Here is an 18479-nt window from a genome sequence, read left to right as displayed (position 1 = left end):
GATGCGCGTGCGGGCCGGTGGGGGCTTGTCGCGCAGTTCCCCGCGCCCCTGACGGGGCGCGTACCTGCTTCTCAGCTGCGCCCCGCGAACGACATCGTGGCGAACGCGGTCTTGTCCCGGGCCGTGGTGCCGGCCGTGATCCACCAGTGCGTCGGCTCTTCGCCGTACAGACCGAAGAGCGAGCTCTTGCCCCAGCCCAAAATCAGCTCCTCCTTGCCGTCGGCGTCGAAGTCGGCGGCGGCGTACGGGCGCGCCTGCAGCGACCGTGCCGGGGTCTTCTTGCCCTTCACCCGGGCGGGCCCTTCCCGGAGCACCTTCGTACGCCTTTCGCCGTCGATCAGGAGCGCGCCGTCGTCCGTGGAGACGAGGACACCGTCCTTGCCGTCGCCGTCCGGGTCCGCGGAGGTGTAATCACCGGGCCCGTAGTAGGAGTTCTCGCGGCTCTTCGGGATCTTGTACGTGATAGGGTCCCCGCCCTTGCCCGGGTAGACCGCGAGCGAGGCGACCACCTCCGGCCCCTCGACCGAGGCGTCCGGCTCGTTGTTGCGGCTTCCGTTGTCGCCGATGGCCACATCGCGGACGCCGTCACCGTCGTAGTCACCCCACGCCACCGCGTTCCCCACGCGGAGCTGGACGGAGGTGCGGGAGAGGCCGCTCCCGTCGCGCGCCGGGTAGAGGACCGCGCCCGTCTGCTCGCCGTCGTCGCCCTCGTGGACGAGGAGACCGGTCGCGCGCGGCTCGCCCGACGGCGCGATGTCGTCGGCGGCCAGCCAACTGCCCTTGCCGGGCCGCATTTCGGTGCGGGTTGGAGCGCCGGAGCGGGTGAACGGGCCGTACAGCAGGGTCACGGCCCCGTCTTGGCGGACCGCCGCGATGTCGTGGTGTCCGTCTCCGTCGAAGTCGCCGCGCACCGGCCGGGACAGACCCTCGTTCGGAGTGTCGGCCGGTATCTGGATGCGGGTCGCCTCCTTGGCCTTCGGTCCGGTCGGGCCTCCCCAGTCCACCGTCGGCAGCTGCTGTTCATCGGACTGTTCGGTGGAGACGAAGTCGGGATAGCCGTCACCGTCCAGATCGGCGGTGGTGACGCTGCCGGGGACGTAGTCGTACACGGCGTGGGTCGAGGGATCGAGCCCCTTCGCGGAGCCGAAGACGACGCCGGTCTGTCCGACCTTGTCCTTGCTGCGGGAGGGCACGGCGACGAGCAGGTCGCGGTGCCCGTCCCCGTTGATGTCGTCCGGGTCCTTGGAACCCTTGCCGTCGGAGGGCACCGGGCGGGAAGCCGTCGGGGTCGACACGGGATTGCCGCCGTCCCCGGACGGCGGCTTCTCGCCGTCACCGCCCTGTCCGCCGCACCCCGCCGTGAGCAGGGCCAGCGAGGCACAGCACGCGAACGCGACGAGGGCGCGGGTGCCGGGGGCGGGGGTGCGATCTCTCATGCACCCACCCCAACACCGCGCCCTCACACGTCTCCAGTGACCACCGGCGATCGTTGCCCAGTCGTAGCGGGAGACGCGGCCACCCGGACCGCTCTAGATGTCCCGGAACGTCTCGATCTGCGCGCCCACGGAGTTGAGCCGCTCGGCCAGCTCCTCGTAACCACGGTTGATCACGTACACGTTGCGCAGGACGGACGTGCCCTCGGCCGCCATCATCGCGAGCAGCACGACCACGGCGGGCCGCAGCGCGGGCGGGCACATCATCTCGGCGGCGCGCCAGCGGGTCGGGCCCTCCACCAACACCCGGTGCGGGTCCAGGAGTTGGAGGCGGCCACCGAGGCGGTTCAGGTCCGTGAGGTAGATCGCCCGGTTGTCGTAGACCCAGTCGTGGATCAGCGTCTTGCCCTGCGCCGCCGCCGCGATGGCCGCGAAAAAGGGGACGTTGTCGATGTTCAGGCCGGGGAACGGCATCGGGTGGATCTTGTCGATCGGCGCCTCCAGTTTGGAGGGCCGGACGGTGAGGTCGATCAGGCGCGTACGGCCGTTGTCGGCGAAGTACTCCGCCGTGCGGTCGTGGTCGAGCCCCATCTCCTCCAGGACCGCGAGCTCGATCTCCAGGAACTCGATCGGGACGCGCTTCACGGTCAGTTCGGACTCCGTGACGACCGCCGCGGCGAGCAGGCTCATCGCCTCGACCGGGTCCTCGGACGGCGAGTAGTCCACGTCGACGTCGATGTCCGGCACGCCGTGCACCGTGAGGGTCGTCGTGCCGATGCCCTCGACCTTGACGCCGAGCGCCTCCAGGAAGAAGCACAGGTCCTGGACCATGTAGTTCGACGAGGCGTTGCGGATGACGGTCGTGCAGTCGCTGCGCGCCGCGGCGAGCAGGGCGTTCTCGGTCACGGTGTCGCCGCGCTCGGTCAGCACGATCGGGCGGTCCGGGACGACGTCCCGGGCGACCTCCGCGTGGTAGAGCCCCTCGGTCGCGGCGATGTCGAGACCGAAGCGGCGCAGCGCGATCATGTGCGGCTCGATCGTGCGGGTGCCGAGGTCGCAACCGCCCGCGTACGGCAGCTTGAAGCGGTCCATGCGGTGCAGCAGCGGACCCAGGAACATGATGATCGAGCGGGTCCGGATCGCGGCCTCCGCGTCGATCGCGTCCATGTCGATCTTGGCCGGCGGCACGATCTCCAGGTCGACCCCGTCGTTGATCCAGCGGGTACGGACGCCGATCGAGCCGAGGACCTCCAGGAGGCGGTAGACCTCCTCGATGCGCGCCACGCGGCGCAGCACCGTGCGTCCCTTGTTGAGCAGGGAGGCACAGAGCAGCGCCACGCAGGCGTTCTTGCTCGTCTTGACGTCGATCGACCCGGAGAGCCGGCGGTTGCCGACCACGCGCAGATGCATGGGCCCCGCGTACCCGAGCGAAACGATTTCACTGTCGAGAGCCTCGCCGATACGGGCGATCATCTCAAGGCTGATGTTCTGGTTGCCCCGCTCGATGCGGTTCACGGCGCTCTGACTTGTGCTGAGCGCCTCGGCGAGCTGCGACTGCGTCCAGCCCCTGTGCTGACGGGCGTCGCGGATGAGCTTGCCGATACGTACGAGGTAATCGTCTGCCATGTTCCGCAGGTTATCTCAGATATGAGATGACGCACGCGCTGGGGTAGGCCATCCGGGAAACGACCGATTCGGTGCGGGAAACAACCGATTCGATACGGAAGTTCCCGTACGTCGTTCGCGTACGCCACATGCCCGTGCCAGGTCAGCCGCATCCGCACGAGGCGTGCCGCCCACCGTGCACCGCGGCCTGCGCCGTGAGCCTCGGACCGGCCGCCGCGCGCGTCACCCGGGCGGCGGCGGCGCGCCCGGCCGACGAGTCGGCGTCATGCACCACTGTGCCTCCGGTCAACGTCAGACGCACTTCGGAGGAGCTGATATCGGCCACCGGACACCGCGTCACATCGCGGTCGAGCAGCACCAGATCGGCCGACTTTCCCGTTTCCACCGACCCCGTCAGATGGTCCATACGGAGCTGTCGCGCCGTGCCGAGGGTGTGCATGAGCAGGGCGGACGAGCGGCTGAGGCCCTCCTTCTCGCGGTACAGGGCGCCCTCGCCCTCGGCCCCGAACCGGTCGACGGCGGTACGCACCTGGTTCCACACCTGGAGCGGATCGACGGGCCAGTCCGAGCCACCGGCGAGCCGCGCCCCGTGCCGCTCCAGGCTGCCCGCCGGGTACTGCCAACGGTGCCGCCCGGCACCGATGTAGGGCAGCAGGGCGTCCATGGTCCAGGTGTTGCGGGTGGCCCACTGGAGCTGCATGCAGGGGATGACGCCGAGGCGCGCGAAGCGGGGCAGGTCGGCGGGGTCGACGAGTTGGAGGTGAGCGGTGGTGTTGCGCAGGCCGCGCGCCCCGGTCGCGCGCAGGGCGTACGCGTACCCGTCGAGGGAGGTGCGCACGGCGCGGTCGCCGATGGCGTGCGCGTGCATCTGCCAGCCGTCCTCGTTGAAGGCGGCGGTGAGGCGGCCGTAGTCCGCCGCCGACACGTACAGGTCCCCGCGGTGGTCGGTGGGCCTGCCGTCCTTGTCGAGATAGGGCTTCAGGAGCGCCGCGGTCTGCGCCGGGTACTCGATGACCCCGTCGAGGAACACCTTGACGGTGCCGAAGCGAAGCCCCCGTACGCCGGCGAAGTCACCGCGCAGTCCGCGCGCGTACTCCAGGGCCGCCGTCGGGTCCTTGGCCAGGTCCGAGTCGATCCGCAGCGCGGGCACGACGCGCTGGGGCAGAGCGCCGCGTTCGGCGAGCGCCTGATAGACGCTCAGCTCGCCCTTGCCGACGACCGCTTCCATGAAGGTGGTGATCCCCGACGCGGCGGCCTCGGCGAAGATCTTCGCGGCGGCGGCCACGAGCTGCTCGCGATCCGGCTCGGGGATGTGCCGGGTCACCAAGGGCTGCGCGTCGTCCTTGAGCACACCGCTCGGCTTGCCGTCCGCGCCCTTGACGATCTTGCCGCCGGCCGGGTCGGGAGTGGTGGCGGTGATCTTCGCGATGTCCAGGCCGCGCTGGTTGACCCAGAGGTTGTGCCCGTCGCCGCCGATCAGGGCCACGGGCCGCCGGGTCGGCAGGGCGTCGAGCATCGAGTGGTGCGGCGCGGTTCCGTGCGGCAGCAAGCCCACCGGATTCCAGTCCTCCACGACGAGCCAGCCATCGGGTTCCTGGTCGCCCGAGTCCTTCAGGAACCCGGTGAGCGTCTTGCGCAGCTCCTCGACGGTCTGCTCTGCCCCCGCCAAGGACGGCTTCAGTGAACGGTCGGCGGCGCCCATCGGGTGGGCGTGCCCGTCGTGGATGCCGCTCATGAGGGTGCCGCCACGCCCGTCGACGACCTCGGTGTCCCGTCCGATGAACCGCTTGAGGGCGGCGTCGCGCCCGACGGCGAGGATCTTCCCGTCCCGGCCGACGGCGACGGCCTGAGCGGGTGCGTGCCCCCGAGTGCCGCTGAACACACGGGCGTTGTGCACCACGAGCGCGGCGGACCTGCGAGGCGATGCGGCGGCCTCCGGCACCCCGGCGAGGGCGACGATGCCGGTGGCGCCGGCGGCGGTGAGGAGGGTACGGCGAGGGATGTGCGCAGACGGCATCGGGGCTCCTCGGGGTGACCGGATGAGTGGGCGGGAAAGATCCGCCGCCGAGCGGCGGCACGGACGAACCGTCGACCCGCACCCGGCACACTCCGCGAGTAACGCGTTAACCAAAAGCCGCTTCCCACAACGGATTCCGTGGAGACACTGCCCCCCGGCACAGGGAATCCGTAGGATGACCGCCGTGCCAGGGCCCACCCTCACCGACATAGCCCGTGCGGCGGAGGTATCGACCGCGACGGTCTCGCACGCCCTGAACGGCACGGGCCGCCTCGGCGCCGCCACCCGCCGCAGGGTGCGGGAGACCGCCACCGCCCTCGGCTACGGAACCCGCCGCACCGCCCCACGCACACGGACGCTCGGCATCGCCGTGACCACGTTCCCCACCGCCTGGAACTACACGGAAGTCGCCTACTTCTCGCGCGCCGTCACCGCGGCCACCTCCGCCGCCCACGCGCGCGGCTACGCCCTCACCACGCTGCCCGCCGACCGTGCCGCCGACGGCACGTGGCACAGCCTCGCCGTCGACGGCATGCTGATCGTGGACAGCCCGCGCGGCGACCCGATGGTGCACGCGCTGCGCGCCCGCGGCATCCCGCTCGTCTTCGACGGCGCCCCCGGCGACCCGCGCCCCGGCGACCACTGGGTCGACAACGACCACGACGCCACCACCCGCGAGGTGCTCGACCACCTCGCCGCGGCCGGCGCCCGCCGCGTCGCCCTGCAGTCCGGCCACGGCGACGAGCACTACGCGCGCGCCGTGACGGCCGCCTACGCCGGATGGTGCGCGGAGCACGGCGCCGATCCGCTGGTCGTGCCCTTCGACGAGACGGACGGCCAGGGGCGCGCGTTCGACGCGCTGTTGCGCGGCCCGGACCGTGCCGACGCCGTCTACGCGGCGTACGACCCGGGCGGCCGTCAGCTCCTGGCCGCCGCGGCCCGCCTCGGACTGCGGGTCCCGGACGAGCTGCGGCTGGTGTGCGCGAGCGAGGACCCCGGGTATGCGGTGACACTCCCGCCCGTGACCACGGTGACCCTCGACCCGGAGCGGACGGCGCGCGCCGCGGTCGGCCTCCTCGTCGACCTGATCGAGGGCGCCGCCGGGCCGGCGCCCGGCCCCGTCGTCGTACCGGCGGGCCTCCTGGTGCGTGACTCCTCGCGCGCTCAGCCCGCGGCCGGATAGTCGGCGTACCCCTGTGCGCCGCCCTGGTAGTAGGTGGTGGGGTCACCGGCGGCCAGTTCGCGGCCCAGGGCGAACCGGCTCACCAGGTCGGGGTTGGCGACGAAGTGCGTTCCGAAGGCCACGGCGTCCGCGCCTCCCGCGCCGACGAGCGCGTTCGCGGAGTCCCCGTCGAAGCCGTTGTTCGCGATCAGCGGCCCGTCGAACCGCTTGCGGTAGCGCGCGAACGCCTCGGGGTCGGGGGTCTCCCCGGGCGCCGCGAGGTCGGGACCGCGCAGGTGGAGATAGGCCAGCGGGTGGTCGTTCAGCGCCGTCACCAGATCGTCGAAGTCACCGAGCAGCTCCTCGTCGACGACGAAGAGCTCGGTCGCCGCCATGTACGGCGAAAGGCGCACGCCCACCCGCCGCCCCTCCCACTCGGAGGCGACCGCGTCCACGACGTCCAGCAGCAGCTTGCGTCGTCCGGCGCGGTCACCGCCGTAGGCGTCGTCGCGATGGTTGAGGCGCGGGTTGAGGAACTGGGCGAAGAGGAACGCGCCGAGGGCGTTGATCTCGACGCCGTCGAATCCGGCACGCCGCGCGTTGGCCGCGGCCAGGCGGAACTCCTCCACGGTCTCCTCGATGTCGCCCGCGGTCATCGCGCGCGGCGTGAGCGTCTCCTTGAACCCGCCGGAGGTGAAGGTCTTGGCGCGCGGGTCGATCGCCGAAGGCCCCGCGGGCAGTTCACCGCCGAGGTGGTCGGGGTGCGAGGCGGCCCCGGTGTGCCAGAGCTGCTGCACGATACGGCCGCCGAGGGCGTGGACGACATCGGTGACCCGGCGCCATCCCGCGACCTGGGCCGCGCTGTGGACGCCGGGAACGTTGACGAACCCGACGGCGCGTTCGCTGACCCAGGTGCCCTCGGTGACGATGAGCCCGGCGCCGGCCCGCTGCCCGTAGTAGGCGGCGTGCAGTGCGGTGGGGACGAGGCCGGGGTTGTCGGCGCGGGCCCGGGTGAGCGGGGCCATCACCACGCGGTTGGGCAGCCGGAGCTCGCCCAGGTCCATGCCGTGCAGGAGCGGTTGGCCGAGGGCGGTGGGCAGGGTGGCGGTCATGGTTCTCCTTCGTGGCGTTACTGTCACGGCGGCTTGGGCGTCGGGGACACGAAGGTGACGGCGTACTACGGGGAAAGGTGACCGATGGACCGGCAGGAGATCCTCGCGGACCGCTTCGAGGCGCACCGCGGCCATCTGCGCGGGATCGCCTACCGCATGCTCGGCTCGCTCAGCGACGCCGATGACGCCGTGCAGGAGGCCTGGCTGCGACTCAGCCGCACCGAGGCCGACGCCGACGCCCCCGAGATCGAGAACCTCACCGGCTGGCTCCGTACGGTCGTCTCCCGCCTCTGTCTGGACATGCTCAGGTCGGCCGCCGCACGCCACGAGCAACCGGCGGGCGAGCACCTGCCCGACCGGATTCCGGAGCCCGGCGACGGCGGGGACCCGGAGGAGGAAGTGCTCCTCGCCGACTCGGTGGGCCGCGCGCTGCTCGTGGTCCTCGACACACTGGGGCCCGCCGAACGGGTCGCCTTCGTGCTGCACGACCTGTTCGCCGTGCCGTTCACGCAGATCGCCCCGATCGTGGAGCGCACCCCCGTCGCCGCCAAGAAGCTCGCGAGCCGCGCGCGCCACAAGGTGCAGGCCCCGCCCGAAGCCCTTGCCGCACCCGGGCTCGCGGGGGACCGGCGCGTCGTCGAGGCGTTCCTCGCGGCGGCCCGCAGCGGCGACCTGGAGGAGCTGCTCACCGTCCTGGCCCCCGACGTGGTGCGCACCGCCGACCTCACCGCGGTGCTGCGCGGCGCACGGGCCGTGGCCGAGGAGACCGTGCTTCTGCGGCGCAACGCCCGCTTCGCGGAGCTCGCGCTCGTCGACGGCTCGGTGGGCCTGGTCGTGGCTCCGTACGGACGGCTGGTCCTGGCCCTGCTGATCAGGGTCGACGACGACCGGATCGCCGCGTACGAGGTGGTCGCGGATCCGGTTCGGCTGCGTGCGCTGGAGTTCTCCGTGCTCCCTTCGGCATGCGGGCAGGCGGGCGCGCCTCGTCGTACGCGCGGGTGATGTACTAGAGTTATCTCGACATCGAGATATCTGCCGAGGCGCACCAGAAGCCGCCACTCGGTAAGGGTTACCTAACTAAGCCTTACCTTAGCGGATCGACGAGGAGTCGTGGCGGCAGGATGTGATTCAACGCGCACATATATGAAGGAGACTGTCGTGTCGGCGAACAGCTTCGACGCCCGCAGCACGCTGCGCGTGGGCGACGAGTCGTACGAGATCTTCAAGCTGGACAAGGTAGAGGGCTCAGCGCGCCTCCCTTACAGCCTGAAGGTGCTGCTGGAGAACCTGCTCCGCACCGAGGACGGCGCGAACATCACCGCCGACCACATCCGCGCGATCGGCGGCTGGGACTCCCAGGCCCAGCCCTCGCAGGAGATCCAGTTCACGCCGGCCCGCGTGATCATGCAGGACTTCACCGGCGTGCCCTGTGTCGTCGACCTCGCCACCATGCGTGAGGCCGTCAAGGAGCTCGGCGGCGACGCGGACAAGGTCAACCCGCTCTCCCCGGCCGAGCTGGTCATCGACCACTCCGTGATCGCCGACAAGTTCGGCACGCCGGACGCCTTCGGCCAGAACGTCGAGCTGGAGTACGGCCGCAACAAGGAGCGCTACCAGTTCCTGCGCTGGGGCCAGACCGCCTTCGACGACTTCAAGGTCGTCCCCCCGGGCACCGGCATCGTCCACCAGGTCAACATCGAGAAGCTGGCCCGTACGGTCATGGTCCGTAACGGCCAGGCCTACCCCGACACCCTGGTCGGCACCGACTCGCACACCACGATGGTCAACGGCCTCGGCGTGCTCGGCTGGGGCGTCGGCGGCATCGAGGCCGAGGCCGCGATGCTCGGCCAGCCGGTCTCCATGCTCATCCCGCGCGTCGTCGGCTTCAAGCTGACCGGTGAGCTGCCCGCCGGCACCACCGCCACCGACCTGGTCCTCACGATCACCGAGATGCTGCGCAAGCACGGCGTCGTCGGCAAGTTCGTCGAGTTCTACGGCGAGGGTGTGGCGGCCACGAGCCTCGCCAACCGCGCCACCATCGGCAACATGTCGCCGGAGTTCGGCTCCACCGCCGCGATCTTCCCGATCGACGACGAGACGCTGAAGTACCTGCGCCTGACCGGCCGCGACGAGCAGCAGGTCGCGCTCGTCGAGGCGTACGCCAAGGAGCAGGGCCTCTGGCTCGACCCGGCCGCCGAGCCCGACTTCTCCGAGAAGCTGGAGCTCGACCTCTCCACGGTCGTCCCCTCGATCGCCGGACCGAAGCGCCCGCAGGACCGCATCGTCCTCGCCAACGCCTCGCAGCAGTTCGCCCAGGACGTGCGCAACTACGTCACGGACGACGAGGAGGCCGGCAAGGAGTCCTTCCCGGCGTCGGACGCCCCGGCCACCAGCAACGGCGTCCCGTCGAAGCCGACCACGGTCACCGCCCCCGACGGCTCGACGTACGAGATCGACCACGGCGCCGTCACCGTCGCCGCGATCACCTCCTGCACCAACACCTCGAACCCGTACGTGATGGTCGCCGCCGCGCTCGTCGCGAAGAAGGCCGTCGAGAAGGGCCTGACCCGCAAGCCGTGGGTCAAGACCACCCTCGCCCCGGGCTCCAAGGTCGTCACCGACTACTTCGACAAGGCGGGGCTCACCCCCTACCTCGACAAGGTCGGCTTCAACCTCGTCGGCTACGGCTGCACCACCTGCATCGGCAACTCGGGCCCGCTGCCCGAGGAGGTCTCCAAGGCGGTCAACGACGCCGACCTGGCCGTGACGTCCGTCCTCTCCGGCAACCGGAACTTCGAGGGCCGCATCAACCCCGACGTCAAGATGAACTACCTGGCGTCGCCGCCGCTGGTCGTCGCGTACGCCATCGCGGGTTCGATGAAGGTGGACATCACCAGGGACGCGCTCGGCGCCGACCAGGACGGCAACCCCGTCTACCTGAAGGACATCTGGCCCTCCGAGGCCGAGGTGAACGACGTCGTCGCCAACTCCATCGGCGAGGACATGTTCAACAAGTCCTACCAGGACGTCTTCGCGGGCGACGCCCAGTGGCAGGCCCTCTCCATCCCGACCGGCAACACCTTCGAGTGGGACCCGCAGTCGACCTACGTCCGTAAGCCCCCTTACTTCGAGGGCATGACGATGGAGACCACCCCGGTCTCCGACATCACGGGCGCCCGCGTCCTGGCCAAGCTGGGCGACTCGGTCACCACCGACCACATCTCCCCGGCCGGTGCGATCAAGGCCGACACCCCGGCCGGCAAGTACCTCACGGAGCACGGCGTCGAGCGTCGCGACTTCAACTCCTACGGCTCGCGCCGAGGCAACCACGAGGTCATGATCCGCGGCACGTTCGCCAACATCCGCCTGCGCAACCAGATCGCGCCGGGCACCGAGGGCGGCTTCACGCGTGACTTCACGAAGGAGGACGGCCCCGTCTCCTTCATCTACGACGCCTCGCAGAACTACCAGGCGGCCGGCACCCCGCTCGCGATCCTCGCGGGCAAGGAGTACGGCTCCGGTTCGTCCCGTGACTGGGCCGCCAAGGGCACCGCGCTCCTCGGCGTCAAGGCCGTCATCGCCGAGTCGTACGAGCGCATCCACCGCTCGAACCTCATCGGCATGGGCGTCCTGCCGCTCCAGTTCCCGGAGGGTCAGTCCGCCGAGACCCTCGGCCTCACCGGCGAGGAGTCCTTCTCCTTCACCGGCGTGACCGAGCTGAACGAGGGCCGCACGCCGCGCACCGTCAAGGTCACCACCGACACGGGCGTGGAGTTCGACGCGGTCGTCCGCATCGACACCCCCGGCGAGGCGGACTACTACCGCAACGGCGGCATCATGCAGTACGTGCTGCGTTCGCTCATCCGGAAGTAGACACAGCCGGAAGCAGACACCGCCGCAACCAGGCGTTGCCGTAGGTCAGTTGGGCCCGCATCCCCCTCACCGGGGGGTGCGGGCCCTACCCTTTGTAGGGCAAGAGCGCGCGGCGGCGACGGGGGATTCTGTGGACGCTGGAGCAGTGGGCATCAAGGTGGCGTCCTCGGTCGTGGTGCCGTTACTGAAGCGGCTGTTGCTGCCGCCGCCCAAGGCGCCGGGAGCCGAGTACTCCGAACGGCCCGTACGCATCAAGGGGTTGCTGTCCTTCGCCGGGGACCATCCCTCGCTCAGCAAGGACGACATGCACCGGCTCGCCCAGGAGCTGGTGCGCCGCGCGGTGCGGTCGGCGGGGCCGCACGAGCGGCCGATCGCGGACGACGAGCACGACGCCGTCGGCCAGGCCCTGACCCGGACCCTCTTCGCCCTCGGCGAGCTCGACATGGACGACGTGGGGGTCTTCAAGCTCGGGCCCGAAGGGCTCGCCGCCGAACTGTCCCGCGAGGCCGGGACCGAGACGCGCAGGCTGCTCACCCGCGACGCGGCGCTCTTCCACGACGTGCTCCTGCGCACGGCCTGCGTGCACCTCGTGCGGTTCTTCACCCAGCGGCCCGGATTCGCGGCCCGCGCCCAGCTCGAGGAGTTCCACGAACTGCGCCGCCAGAGCGAGCAGCTGGAGGTCATCCTGCGCCGCGTCTCGGGCGACGACTGGACGACGGCGGACGCGCGCTTCGAGGAGAAATACGCCGACTACGTCATCAAGGAGCACGGCAACCTCACCCTCTACGGCGTCGATCTGCGCAAGACCGACCGCAAGGTGTGGCCCCTGGAGAGCGCCTACCTGAGCCTGCGGGCGGTCGCGACGGCCGCCGCGGACGACGAACCCGACCTGGACACCGAGGGAAGGGCGGCCGTGCTCGAAGAGAGCGTCGAGTCCGTCCTCGTCGGGCACCGGCGCGTACTGCTCCAGGGGGTCGCCGGCACCGGCAAGACGACGCTCGTCCAGTGGCTGGCCCTGACCACCGCGCGGCAGGACACCGTGCCGGGGCATCTGCCCCAGCTCCTGGGTCGCGTCCCGTTCGTCCTGCCGCTGCGCACCCTGGTCCGCGAAGGCACCGAACTGCCCCTGCCCGAGGACTTCCTGCGCCGGACGGGCTGCCCGCTCGTGGGCACCGAACCGGACGGCTGGACGGCGCGCCTCCTGCAGAACGGCCGCGGGCTCCTGCTCATCGACGGCCTCGACGAGATCCCCAAGGCCGACCGCGCGCGCACCCGGGAGTGGCTGCGCCGGCTCCTCGCCGCCTTCTCCGGCAACCTGTGGCTCGCCACCACCCGCCCCTCCGCGCTCGCCCCCGGCTGGCTGGAGCGCGAGGGTTTCCACGAGTTCACCCTGAACGCGCTGCGCCCCGACGACCTGCGACGCTTCATCCAGCGATGGCACACGGCGACCAAGGCCCGCGGAGGGACGGGCGAGAAACTGATCGAGTCCTTGCGCACCCGGCCGGAACTGAGCAGGCTCGCCACCAATCCCCTCATGTGCAGCCTGATGTGCGCCCTGCACGAGGAACGCCACGGCTTCCTGCCCGAGGGGCGGGCCGCCCTCTACAAGGCCGCCCTGTCCATGCTGCTCGAACGGCGCGACAAGGAACGCGGGCTGCGGCCCAGGATCGGCGACACGGACACCACGCTCAGCGAGGAGGCCGCCTCCGAACCCCTCAAGCGCTTCGCGTACTGGCTGATCCGCAACGAACGCACCCAGATCGAGCGCCCGGACGCCCTGGACCTGGTCCGCAGGCTCCAGCCCCAGGTGCCGAGCCTGGCGGACATGGGAGCGCCCGAGGACGCACTTCAGTACCTCATCGAGCGCACCGGCGTACTCCGTGAACCCGCTTCGGGCGCCGTCGACTTCATCCACCGCACCTTTCAGGATTATCTCGGGGCCAAAGCGGTGCTCGAAGAGCGGGACTTCGGCATCCTGGTGAAGAACGCCCATGCGGACGAGTGGGAGGACGTGGTGCAGATGGCCGTCGCGCACAGCGATCACAAGGGACGCGCCGATCTGCTCATCCGGCTCAGCGATCGCGCCCACCGCGAGAAGGACTCGACGGTCCAGGCCAGGCTGCGGCTGCTCGCCCTCGCCTCGCTCGAACAGGCCACCCGTCTCGACCCCGACGTGCGGCGGACCATCGAGACCGAGGCGGCGCGCATGGTCCCGCCGCGCAGCCTGCGCCAGGCCAGGGTCCTCGCGCGCACGGGGCCGCTGCTGCTCGGCCTGCTGCCCAGGGCGCGCGACCTGGACGGCGACGAAGAGCTCGCCACCGTCCACGCGATCTGCCAGATCGGCGGGGACGCCGCCATCCCGCGCCTGCGGGAGTTCCTCGACACCCGCCAGCCCGTCGTACGGGCCCAGCTCCTCGGCCACTGGGACCGGTTCGAGACCGGCGTGTACGCCGACGAAATCCTCCGGCCGCTCCTCACCGCGGACCCCTCGCAGCCCGTCACCGTACGGTCGAGTGCCGAGCTCGACGCCCTCGCGACGCTGCCCGGCTGCGAACGCGTCGGCATCCACGGTGACTTCGCCCCCGAGGCCGTACGCGCGGCGCTCGACCCGCGGCGCCTTCGCGAGCTCCGGCTGCGTGGCGCGCTCCAACTACAGGACGCCGGCCTGCTCGCGGACTTCCCCGCCCTGGAGAGCCTCACCCTCCAGGGCTGCCGCAACCTCAGGGAGCCCGCGCCGCTCACCCGGCTGCCCCAGCTGCACACCCTCGTCCTGGAGGACCTCCCGCAGTTCGAGCCGCTGTCCAAGCTCGCGGAATGCCCGCGGCTCAGCGCCCTGCACCTGGGGCTGCAGGTGCCCTGGCGCGGCCTCGACGACCTGGCCCGCCTCAACGACCTGCGCGTCCTCGCGCTGCCGATGGGCACGGTCGAGCTGACGCAGATCAGCAACTTCCAGGCACTTCAGGAGCTGCGCCTGCACGAAGCGGGCGAGCGTCTGCTGCCGGACGGCTGGGGCGCCCTGCTCGCCCGCCTGCCCGAGCTGCGCACGCTGACCCTCTCCCCGGAGCAGCTGAGCACGCTGCTCTTCGATCCCAGGGCGCAGGTCTCGCAGGTCACGCATCTCTACGTGTACGCCAAACCGGGTGCGCCCGTGTCGTTGCGGCGCATCGCCCGGCGGCTGCCGGGACTGGTGGAAATCCATCTCACCCAGGGCTCCGACATCGATCTCTCGCACCTGGCAGGACTGTCCGGGCTGCGGCGGGTCAGGCTCGCGTACCCGGGTGAGGTACGGGCGGCGGTGAATCTACCGGACCGGGTGGATCTGGAGATTTACCCGCAGCCCTGAACGAAAGGGGGGTAAGTTCCACTGTTCCGAGGGGAGTTGGAGCAACAGTCAGCGGCTGGTCACCGGGGGAGCGCTGAGCCTCGCCCCGGTGGTGGCCGAAGGCTCCCAGGGGGAAGCAGGAAGTCGTCGGATGGGCAAGCCGCAAACGCCACTGCTGTACGGTCGCGATCCACTGGTGGGCTCACTCATCCCGTCACTCACGGGTCTGGCGTACGACGAACGGGCGCGCAGGAAACGGGAGTTCGGGGACGATGTGCCCGTCGTGCTGCTCACCGGGCAGCACGGACTCGGCCGCAGTGCCGTCCTTGACGGCCTCGCGCGGCACTACCACAAGCGGCTCCCGCTGGCCCATGTGCGGGCCGTGGTGCCGGGGACTCCCGCCGCCGTGCCCGTCGTCCCCGCGCAGGACGGGGAGGTGCCTGCCGCGCCCGCCGCCGACTTCGTGCAGGTGCTTGAGCGGATCGCGTGCGCGCTGGCGCCCGGGACCGGCCTGTTCCCCGTCCTGCTGCCCGGCCTGTTCGCGGTCTCCGGCTGGTCCCTGGAGGACGCGGACGGGCGGGACGCCGTGTGCGCCCGGCACGCCCGGCTCCTGATCGCGTGCGGCCTCATCGCCGGGGGCGAGCGGGACGTGGCGCGGCAGTGGTCGGACCGGGTCGGGGCCTCCGTCGCCGAGGCGAAGAGCGCGGCCGACGTCGGCGTGGAGGTGGCGGACGACGACGGTTCGCTGCCGGTCACCGCGGCGATCCTGCGTGAACTCCATTCCCTGCGCGGGCTCGGCACGGCCCGGAGCTGGTACGGGCGGCGGCACACCCCACCGGACGACGCCACCGGGACGCCCGACGCCCTCCTGGAGATCGGCCGGCGCTTCCACGCGGGCGGCGACTACCGCGGCGACGTCGAGAAGACCCTCATGGCCGCCTTCCTCGAAGAAGTGGCCGCCGCGTACGGCCTGGTGCGGCACATGAACCGCGAACCCTGGCCACTCATCCTCATCGACGAGGCCCACGCCCCCGCCGGGCAGCGCTTCCTGAACCTGCTCCTCAAGCACCGCGCCAACGTGCAGCGGTCCCACCGCGACCGGATCACCGTCGTCGCCACCCGCCTCGGGGAACTGCCGCACGAGGACGCGCCGCAGGCGGTGCGCCGCGAACTGAGCGACCTGCTGCCCGCAGCGGGCGGCGCCGCCCGGCGCAAGCAGGCGGCCGCCATCTGGCAGCGCGCCGGACACGATCCGTCCGCCGGACTGCTCGTCGTGCCGCTCACCCCGCTGAGCAGGGACGACGTCCTGTCGATGCTCGACCGTGCGTCCGTACGGCTGCTCCACCCGCACCTGGCGTCGGCGCTGCACTCGCTGACCGGAGGGCACCCGGCGGCCAGCACCGTGCTGTGCGACGCCGTGGTGCACGCGGCCAGGCAGAACCGCGCGGTGGCCCCCAAGGATCTGCTCGACCTGCCCACCCCGCAGGGGCGTCCCGTCACCCAGGTGCTCCTGGAGGACCTGCTGCCCGACCGGCGCCAGCGTGACCGGCTCCTCGTGCTGTGCCTGGCACGGGACAACGCGACCGCGGAGGCACTCGCCGAGGACCTGCGTCTCGACGGGCCCGAGCAACTGCCCGCCAACGCGGCGGCGCAGTATCTGGTGGAGCGGCAGTGGCAGCAGTCCGTGCCCGTCGACGCGCCGCTGGTCGAGAGCCGGCTCCTGCAGTCGCTCCTCGTCCACGAGGCGCGCCGCACCTCGCCCCCCTCCGACGACCCGCACAGCTGGTACGAGATCCACCGCTTCCTGCATGTGCACCACGTGCAGCGCTCCGACACCGAGGACTCCGGGGAAGCGGACGCGCTGCGGCACAGCCTGGCCACCGGGAACGCGGCACAGGTGGTGGAGATGCTGGCGGACGAGTTCGGCGCGGAGGAGGCGGAGCAGAGCGTCCAGCACTGGCTGTTCTGCCTTCGGCACTGCGCCACCGCCCCGACACCGCCGGTCAGGCGAACCGGGACGGACGCGAACTCCCCCGAAGAACAAGGCGGTTGGACCGACCACCGGGTGGAGATCGCCCTCGGTGAGCACGCGGCCCGCTACACCCACCTCGACGAGGCGGGCCGCAGCATCAACCGCCTCCTGCACGCCCTGTGGTACCTGTCCGAGCCGTACGCCGACGCGGCGATCGACCCGGACGCCGAGACCCTGTGCCAGGCGGTGGGCGACGAACTCGGGTTCCTCTGCCGCCGCCACCCCACCTGGTACGCAGCCCTCGGCAGGGCCGCCCGCGACTGGCCGGTGGCCGCCCGCAAACGGCAGATCCTGCCCGTCCCCGCCAGTGAGGGGTCATGATGTTCAACCACCCGCCCAAGGAGTGGGGCCCCCTCGAATGGCTCGTGGCCGTGGTGGTGGTCGCCGCCCTCGTCGCCGGCCTGGTCACCTGGAGCGGCTCGCGCCCCGGTCCGTGCGGGGACGGCCTGGAGGAGATCGCCGGGGAGTGCATCGGGGTCACCGACCAGGCCTTCGACGCCGACGAGAGGACCGAGAGCCTCATGGAGGCCGTGGCCGACGAGAACGACCGCGTCGAGCAGGACTGGGAGAACCCGCCGGGCGACAGCGCCCGCATCCCCTACGTACGCATCGCCCTGATGATGCCCTTCACCTCCGATGCCTCCAGCGCGATGACCGGCGACATGATCCGGCGGGCCCTCGCGGGCGCCCACGCGGCGCAGCTCCAGGCGAACAGCGCCAGCGGGCCGCACTATCAGCTGCTCTTCGCCCCGGACGGCAAACACCTCAGTGAATGGGAGCCCGTCGTCGACCGTCTCGCCGAGATGACGCGGGACACCGAAGCCCCGCTGGTCGGGGTCACCGGCATCCCGAGCAGCACGACGGAGACCCGCGAGGCGGTCGCCGAGCTCACCGAACGCGGTATCCCCACGGTCGGCCCGGTCATCACCGCCGCCTCCATGAACTTCAGGTACTTCTTCAAGACGTCGCCCAACAACGATCAGTTCGTCACCGCCCTGTCCCACTACCTCGACCGCTACCCGCAGAAGAAGAAGGGCCTGCTCCTCTGGGACAGCCGCGAGGGCGACGTCTACTCCAAGAACCTGCGCCAGATCTTCGAGCGGCACTTCGGCAAGGACTACGACCTGAAGAACCACAACTCCCACTACATCGGTTCGTCCGGCAAGGACCAGGGGGTCCCGCAGCGCTTCGCCGACGCCGTGGCGAGGATCTGCCGCGACAAGGCGGACACGGTCTTCTTCGCGGGACGCGACCAGGATCTGCCCGCCTTCATCAACCGCCTTGCCAATGAGGGCGGTTGCACGCGCAGCGGCAAGCTGCGGATACTCAAGATCGGCATCGGCCTCGAACCGACGCTCACCTCCGCCGACATGGCACGCAGTCTGCGCAGGGCCAACGCGACGATCGTCGACGCCTCGGCCTTCGACCCCGACTGGGCGAACGACCCCGGTGGCGCGCCCTCGGGTTTCTCGCCGTTCCAGGCGCGCTTCAACACGATCGACAACGAACACAAGTTGGGGGACAAGGCCCTGGAGGACGGGTACGCGGCCATGTACTACGACGGCTTCGCTCTCCTCGTGTCCGCCGTCGACCGGACGTACGACGAGATCAGCGAGGACGGCAAGAAGACGCCCGCGCATCGGCTGCCCTCCACCAAGGACATGTACAGCACGCTCACCCAGTCGACCCTCAGCGGCGGCACCTGCACCGGCTGCCTCGTCGGGGCCGGTGGCACCTACGGATTCACCGGCCCGGGCGAGAACGATCAGTGGGCCGTCTGCAAGCCCGTGCCGATCATCGAGTTCCCCTCGGTGGCCCGCTCCGACGACAAGAAGAAGCTGCCGCTGTACCGGACGTACCGAGGGGACAAGGAGAAAAGCTGCCCGACGTGAACGGGCCTTG

Annotated in this window: 10 protein-coding genes; 6 read left to right on the top strand and 4 right to left on the bottom strand. The window is 71.0% G+C overall.

Translation table 11 applies throughout. The features are described from left to right. Positions 1 to 71: 71 nt before the first annotated feature. From AB0I66_RS23515 to AB0I66_RS23505, 3 genes are all read right to left on the bottom strand, one after another. Positions 72 to 1436: a VCBS repeat-containing protein gene (locus AB0I66_RS23515; RefSeq protein ID WP_363209881.1), complete on the bottom strand. Its 1365-nt coding sequence runs from the start codon at positions 1434 to 1436 to the stop codon at positions 72 to 74. Between the two features lie 93 nt (positions 1437 to 1529). Next, entirely contained in the window at positions 1530 to 3059 is a 1530-nt protein-coding gene (locus AB0I66_RS23510) for a UDP-N-acetylglucosamine 1-carboxyvinyltransferase (protein ID WP_363209880.1), read from the bottom strand. A gap of 142 nt (positions 3060 to 3201) precedes the next feature. Beyond that, positions 3202 to 5076, bottom strand: a complete 1875-nt coding sequence (locus tag AB0I66_RS23505) for an amidohydrolase (RefSeq protein WP_363209879.1) — start codon at positions 5074 to 5076, stop codon at positions 3202 to 3204. Between the two features lie 175 nt (positions 5077 to 5251). Between AB0I66_RS23505 and AB0I66_RS23500 the strand changes: the two genes are divergently transcribed. Beyond that, positions 5252 to 6259: a LacI family DNA-binding transcriptional regulator gene (locus AB0I66_RS23500; RefSeq protein ID WP_363209878.1), complete on the top strand. Its 1008-nt coding sequence runs from the start codon at positions 5252 to 5254 to the stop codon at positions 6257 to 6259. On the opposite strand, the gene AB0I66_RS23495 is transcribed toward AB0I66_RS23500, so the two are convergent. Continuing rightward, positions 6241 to 7350: an alkene reductase gene (locus AB0I66_RS23495; RefSeq protein WP_363209877.1), complete on the bottom strand. Its 1110-nt coding sequence runs from the start codon at positions 7348 to 7350 to the stop codon at positions 6241 to 6243. The two genes, AB0I66_RS23500 and AB0I66_RS23495, sit on opposite strands and share 19 nt — an antisense overlap. An 84-nt stretch (positions 7351 to 7434) precedes the next feature. Here AB0I66_RS23495 and AB0I66_RS23490 point away from each other — a divergent pair, with 84 nt between their 5' ends. From AB0I66_RS23490 to AB0I66_RS23470, 5 genes are all read left to right on the top strand, one after another. Further along, positions 7435 to 8352, top strand: coding sequence for a sigma-70 family RNA polymerase sigma factor (locus AB0I66_RS23490; RefSeq protein WP_363209876.1), 918 nt, complete (start codon positions 7435 to 7437; stop codon positions 8350 to 8352). A 156-nt stretch (positions 8353 to 8508) separates the two neighbouring features. After that, positions 8509 to 11223, top strand: a complete 2715-nt coding sequence (acnA, locus tag AB0I66_RS23485) for an aconitate hydratase AcnA (RefSeq protein ID WP_363209875.1) — start codon at positions 8509 to 8511, stop codon at positions 11221 to 11223. Positions 11224 to 11353: 130 nt separating this feature from the next. Then, positions 11354 to 14566, top strand: coding sequence for an NACHT domain-containing protein (locus tag AB0I66_RS23480; RefSeq protein ID WP_363209874.1), 3213 nt, complete (start codon positions 11354 to 11356; stop codon positions 14564 to 14566). Positions 14567 to 14696: 130 nt separating this feature from the next. Beyond that, positions 14697 to 16898, top strand: coding sequence for an ATP-binding protein (locus AB0I66_RS23475; RefSeq protein WP_363209873.1), 2202 nt, complete (start codon positions 14697 to 14699; stop codon positions 16896 to 16898). Continuing rightward, the gene (locus tag AB0I66_RS23470) at positions 16895 to 18469 is read left to right on the top strand and encodes an ABC transporter substrate-binding protein (RefSeq protein ID WP_363209872.1); all 1575 of its coding nucleotides are present in this window, start codon (positions 16895 to 16897) and stop codon (positions 18467 to 18469) included. Before AB0I66_RS23475 ends, AB0I66_RS23470 begins: the two co-directional genes overlap by 4 nt. Positions 18470 to 18479: the final 10 nt, after the last annotated feature.

It is taken from the genome of Streptomyces sp. NPDC050439, from assembly GCF_040655335.1.
In the GTDB taxonomy this organism is placed as follows: Bacteria; Actinomycetota; Actinomycetes; order Streptomycetales; family Streptomycetaceae; genus Streptomyces.
Note: the sequence above shows the minus strand (reverse complement) of the source record. Positions and strands in the feature narration are given on the sequence as shown.